The following is a 6,948-nucleotide window of genomic DNA, read 5'->3' as shown; positions in this document are numbered from 1 at the left end:
CGCCGCGTGCGCGGCGTGCCCCACGCGAAGCAGCCGAGCTCGACGTTTTCGAGCGCCGACATCACCGGAATCAAGTTGAATTGCTGGAACACGAAGCCGATGCGCTCGCGGCGAATCCGTTCGAGCGTGTCCGGCGCGTCGTCGATCCGGCGGCCTTCGAGCCAGCGTTCGCCGGTGCTCGGCACGTCGAGAAAGCCGGCCAGGTTGAGCAGCGTGCTCTTGCCGCTGCCCGACGGGCCGACGAGCGCGACGACATCGCGCTGGCCGATCGAGATCGTCGCGCCGCGCACCGCGACGACGCGGCCCGCGCCCTCGTACACGCGCGTGACGTCGCGCAGTTCGAGCACCGGCGTGAGCGTGGCGGCCGTCATGCGTACGCTCCCTGGCCGGCTTCGGCCGCCACCGTCGCGTGGATCACGGACAGCGCGCCGTTCGCATAGAGGTCGCGGCACTTCAGGCGCTGCAGCTTGCCGCTCGTCGTGCGCGGCAGCGAGCCGGGTTCGACGAAGCACAGGTCCTGCGCGGCGAAGCCGATCCGCGACGCGAGCAGTTGCTGGCACTCGGCGCGCGTCTGCGGCGTTGCATCGACGGGTCGCGCCTCGATCGCGACGACCAGCCGCTCGGTGCCCGTCTCGGGGTCGGGCAGCCCGAACGCGATGCAGGTGCTCTTGCGCAGCGTGCGATGGGAGGCCAACGCCTCCTCGATTTCGTGCGGGAAATAGTTGCTGCCGCGAATGATGATGACTTCCTTCTTGCGCCCGAGGATATGCAGCTGGCCGTCGGCGACGTAGCCGATGTCGCCGGTGCGGAACCAGCCGTCGGCCGTCAGCGGCGCGGCGATCGAACCGTCGTCGGGATTCAGGTAGCCGAGCATCACCGACGTGCCGCGGATCGCGACTTCGCCGACTGCACGGTTCGCCAGCGCGTGATCGCCGTCGTCGAGGATCCGGAACGCCATACCCTCGATCGGCGTGCCCATCGCGAGCACGGTTTCAGTGTCGGTGTCGGCGCCGTCGTTCGCGGCGGCCGGTTGCGCGTCGCGGCGCTCGATCAGCGCGCGCCGGTCGAGCGTGTCGGCGATCACATACGGCGCGCCGTCGACCGTGCCGTCGTGCCACGCACGATGCATCGATACCGCGAGCGTCGATTCGGCCATCCCGTAGCACGGCTGCAGCGCCGATGCCGCGAGGCCGTACGGTGCGAACGTCGCGGCGAAGTCGCGCAGCGTCGCGTCGTCCACGCGTTCGCCGCCGATGAAGATGTTGCGGCACGCGGACAGGTCGACGCCTTCCATCGCGGCGGCATTGAAACGGCGCACGCAGTAGCGCAACGCGAAGGTCGGCACCGACGTCGTCGTCGCACGCGCCGACGCGATGCGCTTCAACCAGCCGAGCGGATTCCGGATGAAGCTGTTCGGCTGCATCATCAGCAGCGGCGCGCGGTAATGCATGTTCGACAGCAGCGTGAGCAGCCCCATGTCGTGATAGAGCGGCAGCCACGACGCGGTGCCGTCGCCGGCCGCGAGGTCGAACCGCACCGACCCGCCGATGCCGAGCACGTTCGCGATCACGTTCTCGTGGCTGAGTACCGCGGCCTTCGGATGCGAGGTCGAGCCGGACGTGAGCTGGACATGATGCGGATCGCGGCCATGCTTCCCGCTGATCAGCGCACGGGCGCCGGCATCCGCGACGAGCGACAGCGTGTCGAGATCGACGACGCGCGTGGATGACGCGGGAAACGCGTCGTCGCGCCATGCGGCCGATTGCGCATCCGCGGCGATGACGAGGCGCGGCCGGTACAGCTCGCATGCGACGTCGATCACCTGCCGCCCGGTGGTGGCGCGGCGCGCGGGAACGGGCACAGTGCAGGGCAGTGCGCCCGTCATCACGCAGGCCATCATCGCGGCCGCGTGCTCGACCGACGCGGGCAATGCCAGCATCACCAGGTCGTTCTCGCGCACATCGAGTTCGCGCAGCGCGCCGGCCTGGCGAAACACTTCTTCCGCGAAGCGCCGGTACGTGATGCTCGCCTCGTTGCCCGCGTCGTCGACGAACGTCATGCGATGCATGGCGCCCGCGACATCCTCGAGCGATTCGATCAGGCGATGAATGGTGGATGCGCACTTCGTCACGAGGATTCTCCCCTTGAGGAACACGGCCGCTCGCGCCACGGTGCCGGCGGCGCCGTTCGTCGAGTGAGGGGGATTCTTGCCGGATCGACATGACGCGACAAACGGAATATTTGCAGGCTATGCATGAGCAGCACGCATCCACTCGGCGTTGCCATGTGCGTATACGTGCGAGCCCGCGCGAGGTGAATGGTCGGTACGCATTCGACCGGTCGTCTAGTTCACGATGTGGTGCGCTCATGCGCGGGCGTCATGCAATGCGTTCGGAAAATTCGTTTGTCCGAAGCATCGACTCACAGAAGAATTGCAACCCGGCAGCGCGCCAGTGTCGCCGCGTCATCGTGCCGGGCAGGGCCCGGCCAAGGAGAGCATTTTGTCCGTCACCTCATCGCTTCTCGCCCGTCAGAAACCGGCTGCCGACATGAAGAGTCGCCCGAGCGGCGTCGTCTTCTCGCTGAAGCTCGCGGTCTACGTCGCGCTCATCGCGCACGGCATGCTGTTCGCGCTGTCGACGGTTGTGGTCCTGAAGGTCGTCGGCATCCTGCTGATCGGCGCGATGTACGCGCACGGCGTCGAGCTGCAGCACCAGGCGCTGCATTACCAGGGATTCAGGAGCAAGCGGCTCAACATGGTGTTCGGCGTGCTGCTCGGCATGCCGATGCTCGTGTCGTTTCATGCGTACCAGGACAGCCACCTGCGCCATCACCGGCTGCTCGGCACGCCCGAGAACAAGGAGTTCTTCGACTACGGCGACCAGTACGGCGCGAGCCCGGTCGTGAATCTCGGCCTGTGGGCGTGGCGGCTGTCGATGGCCGCGCACTACATCCAGTTCGCGAAGAACGTCGCGAAGCTCGTCGTGCCGGGCGCGCGCTTCGGCGACAACCCGCTGGTGTCGCGCGCGATCCGCCGCGATCACCTGCTGATGGTCGCGACGATCGCGTTGCTGGCCGGCGTGTCGTTCGCGCTGCACACGTGGTTCGTCGTGTGGGTGTGGGTCGTGCCGCTCGTGTTCGTGGCCGCGCCCGTGCATGCGCTGGTCGAGATGCCCGAGCATTACCGCTGCGACCTGACGAGCACCGATCCGTTCCGCAACACGCGGACGATCGAGAGCAATGCGTTCATGACGTGGTTCACGAACGGCAACAACTATCACGTCGAGCACCACATGATGCCGAACCTGCCGATCGAGCGGCTGCACGACCTGCATGGCGCGATCGGGCCGCGCATCCGCTACTACCACCGCACGTACCGGCAGTTCTACTACGCGCTGCTGCGCGGCAGGCTGTCGCCGCGCACGGTGGACGACGACGCGGACGACCGTGCGCCCGACGCGGAAGCGGCGGCGCCGGCGTCCACGCAATCGGCATGACCGAGGCAGTGCTGCCCGTGTGCATGCCGCGCCCGAACGCATTTCAACGACGGTGACGACGATGCTCTATCCGGAACTTTTCAGGTCGCTGGAAGCGGTGCGCTGGGACATGGAGAAGGACATTCCGTGGGACAAGTTCGACGCTTCGCTGCTCACCGATGAGCAGGCCGAGACGATCAGGATGAATGCGATCACCGAATGGTCGGCGCTGCCCGCGACGGAAATGTTCCTGCGCGACAACCGGCACGACAGCGACTTTTCCGCGTTCATGAGCGTGTGGTTCTTTGAAGAGCAGAAGCATTCGCTCGTGCTGATGGAATACCTGCGCCGCTTCAAGCCGGAAATGGTGCCGACCGAAGAGGAACTGCACGCGGTGCGCTTCCAGTTCGACCCGGCGCCGCCGCTCGAGACGCTGATGCTGCACTTCTGCGGCGAGATCCGCCTGAACCACTGGTATCGTTGCGCGGCCGACTGGCACACCGAGCCGGTCATCAAGCAGATCTACGAAACGATCTCGCGCGATGAAGCGCGCCACGGCGGCGCGTACCTGCGCTACATGAAGAAGGCGCTGAACAACTGCGGCGACGTCGCACGTGCCGCGTTCGCGAAGATCGGCGTGCTGATGGCGTCGGCGCGCCGCACCGAGAAGCCGCTGCACCCGACCAACCTGCACGTGAACCAGGCGCTGTTCCCGCGCGACACCGTGCAGTCGCGCCTGCCCGATCCGGAATGGCTCGAGCGCTGGCTCGACGAGCAGATCCGGTTCGACGGCGAATGGGAAAAGAAGGTTGTCGAGCGGATCCTGCACAACCTGTCGATCCTGTTCGAGCGCACGTTCTTTACTGCGCAGGAACTGAACCGCTATCGCCGCGAAGTGACCGCACGGACGCACCGTGTGGCGGACGGTGTGGTGGACAGCGTATAGCGACACGCATTCCGTCCAGTAAAGGGTGGAACCGATTCCGGACGGTGTGGCTGCGTCATGCATGCGGATTGCCGTTCCGGCCGGCGGAATATTCAATTCCGGACATAATTGGTTCATCAATTCCCGGGAATTGCACGGCGCAATTCAATTTCATGCGTTTAGTATATTTTCATAAACAGGAAATTGAGGATTTAAATAGTATTCCGCGTGTATGTTGAGATGCGTATTCTTTTCGCAATCCGGAAAATTGATAAAAATGTTTGGTAAATGAAATTGTATTGTAGGCATCTGAACGTGCCTCTGCTGTAGCGTCAGGATGGCCGTCAGAACATGGATTTATGCCTGCAATGTCCTGTTTTTGCGTGCCTTTCTCTGCCATCCTCAGCATCGTTTCGGCCGTATATTTATTTACAAAATCACTACTTCATAATGCTAATGTAAGAATATCATGCCGATGAAAAATGATAGATAAATACGAGTGTCACGATTGAAAATAAGAATGATCTGCATCCATGCTTCAATATAAAATCGTTCCCGAATCCAAATAGGAGAAACGATTCAGGGAGACGAACGGCGACTTGCCTGTCGGTGGGTGCAACTTTGAGGCGGCGGTATGGCTAATGTGAGATTGGCAAAGCGATTGAGAAGTATGCCTTCGCTGGATTTCCTGAGAGGCTTTGAATGCGCGGCGCGTCATTTGAGCTTTACGCGTGCCGGGCAGGAACTGAACGTCACGCAATCCGCCGTGAGTCGCCAGGTCAAGGCGCTCGAGGAGCAGCTCCGGATCGAGCTCTTTCACCGGCACATTCGTTCCCTGACGCTGACCGACAAGGGGCGGGAGCTGTATGACGCGATCTCGTTCGCGTTGTCCGACCTGGAATCGGTGATCGGCAAGCTGTCGTCGAGCGTCGGCCAGCGTGCGATCTCGTTGTCGACCACCGTTTCGTTCGCGGCACTGTGGCTGATTCCGCGCCTCGGTTCGTTCCGCGCAAGCTACCCCGATATCGATGTACGCGTCTCGGCAACGAGCGAAATTGAAGATCTTAAACGCAAACGTTTGCACCTGGCCGTGCGATATGCCGGCCCGTATACGTCGACGGACGAGACGGACGTGCTGTTCCGCGAGCGCGTCGTGGCGGTCTGCAGCCCGAGCCTGATGTCGGCGGCGGGCGACGCCGCGTCGATGAAGCCGGAGGACCTCGACAAGCACGTGCTGCTGCATCTCGACGATCCGCGCGGCGAGTGGCCGTGGCACGGGTGGAGCCATCTGCTGAAGGAGCTGGGCGTACCGCGCCTGCGGCCTGCCGGCGCGCTGCATTTCAGCCAGTACGACCAGCTGGTGCAGGCTGCGGTCGACGGGCACGGCATCGCGATCGGGCGGCGGCCGCTGGTCGACGGGCTGCTGAAGCAGCGCCGGCTCGTGGAGCTGTTCGCGCACTGCACGGTCGCATCGGGCAGCTACGTGCTGGTGCAGAACCCGGATGCGTGCAACGAGTTCGATATCGCGGTGCTGACCAACTGGCTGCTCGAACAGGCGAGCCATCCGCTCGCGTCGGAGTCGGAAACGGGCGGCAGCAACGTGGTGCCGATGTATCGCGTCGGATAGGACGATCGCGTCACGCCGTCGCGCGTGCGTGTCGAGGGTGTCATGCGGCAAGTTCGATGCGTGGGGGGCGCGAATCGTCATGCGTCGCGCGTGCAACCTGTGCGATGATGCGCCGCTTCGCATTCGTTGCAGCACGCCGCTGACCGCGGCGCCCGGTTCGGGGCCGCTGCCGAGCGCGCCGACACCGGAGACGACATGCCCGCAGTGAACATTCATGGCAGCACCCTGCATTATCAGGATCACGGTACCGGGTTTCCGGTGCTGCTCGGGCACAGCTATCTGTGGGATTCGGCGATGTGGGCGCCGCAGATCGACGCGCTGTCGCGCCAGTATCGCGTCATCGTGCCGGACCTGTGGGGACATGGCGCATCGGGCGCGCTGCCCGAAGGCACGCAGACGCTCGACGATCTCGCCGCGCAGGCGGGTGCGTTGCTCGATGCGCTGGAGATCGAACAGTGCGCGCTCGTCGGGCTCAGCGTCGGCGGCATGTGGGGCGCGCGGCTCGCGTTGCGCGAACCGCAGCGCGTGCGCGCGCTCGTGCTGATGGATGCGTCGCTCGAGGCCGAACCCGAAGCGACGCGGCTGCGCTACTTCGGGATGCTCGACGCCATCGCCGCCGCGGGCCGTATCGCGCCGCCGCTGCTCGATGCGATCGTGCCGCTGTTCTTCCGGCCGGACGTCAATCTCGCGGGCCCGGTGCCGTCCGCGTTTCGCGACGCGCTCGCGAACCTGCCGGCCGACCGGTTGCGTCAATCGATCGTCCCGCTCGGCCGGCTGATCTTCGGCCGGCCCGACACGCTGTCGGCACTCGCCGAACTGGACGCCGAACGCACGCTGCTGATGTGCGGCGCGGGCGACATGGCGCGCCCGCCGTCGGAAACCGTGAAGATGGCGAGCGTGATCGGGTGCCCGCATGCGCA

At 64.7% G+C, this 6,948-nt stretch carries 7 protein-coding genes; 4 read left to right on the top strand and 3 right to left on the bottom strand.

The window, feature by feature from the left end; genetic code table 11:
- Positions 1-371, bottom strand: a 371-nt coding sequence (locus G3N99_RS31390) for an ATP-binding cassette domain-containing protein (protein ID WP_206124322.1), incomplete at its 3' end; no start/stop codon positions are given.
- Positions 368-2,131, bottom strand: coding sequence for a fatty acyl-AMP ligase (locus tag G3N99_RS31385; protein ID WP_346778511.1), 1,764 nt, complete (start codon positions 2,129-2,131; stop codon positions 368-370). The genes G3N99_RS31390 and G3N99_RS31385, both read right to left, overlap by 4 nt.
- A gap of 418 nt (positions 2,132-2,549) precedes the next feature.
- Between G3N99_RS31385 and G3N99_RS31380 the strand changes: the two genes are divergently transcribed.
- Positions 2,550-3,497: a fatty acid desaturase gene (locus G3N99_RS31380; protein WP_206124320.1), complete on the top strand. Its 948-nt coding sequence runs from the start codon at positions 2,550-2,552 to the stop codon at positions 3,495-3,497.
- A gap of 52 nt (positions 3,498-3,549) precedes the next feature.
- The gene (locus G3N99_RS31375) at positions 3,550-4,422 is read left to right on the top strand and encodes a diiron oxygenase (RefSeq protein ID WP_206124319.1); all 873 of its coding nucleotides are present in this window, start codon (positions 3,550-3,552) and stop codon (positions 4,420-4,422) included.
- 169 nt (positions 4,423-4,591) lie between these two features.
- Here the strand turns inward: G3N99_RS31375 and G3N99_RS31370 are convergent, their stop codons facing one another.
- Positions 4,592-4,801 (bottom strand): hypothetical protein, encoded by a 210-nt coding sequence (locus G3N99_RS31370; RefSeq protein ID WP_206124318.1) that lies wholly within the window; start codon positions 4,799-4,801, stop codon positions 4,592-4,594.
- A 234-nt stretch (positions 4,802-5,035) separates the two neighbouring features.
- Between G3N99_RS31370 and G3N99_RS31365 the strand changes: the two genes are divergently transcribed.
- Positions 5,036-6,028: a LysR substrate-binding domain-containing protein gene (locus G3N99_RS31365; RefSeq protein WP_206124317.1), complete on the top strand. Its 993-nt coding sequence runs from the start codon at positions 5,036-5,038 to the stop codon at positions 6,026-6,028.
- Between the two features lie 195 nt (positions 6,029-6,223).
- Positions 6,224-6,948, top strand: a 725-nt coding sequence (locus G3N99_RS31360) for an alpha/beta fold hydrolase (RefSeq protein WP_206124316.1), incomplete at its 3' end; no start/stop codon positions are given.

Origin of the sequence: Burkholderia sp. Ac-20392, assembly GCF_017104585.1 — a bacterium.
GTDB lineage: Bacteria > Pseudomonadota > Gammaproteobacteria > Burkholderiales > Burkholderiaceae > Burkholderia > Burkholderia lata.
Note: the sequence above shows the minus strand (reverse complement) of the source record. Positions and strands in the feature narration are given on the sequence as shown.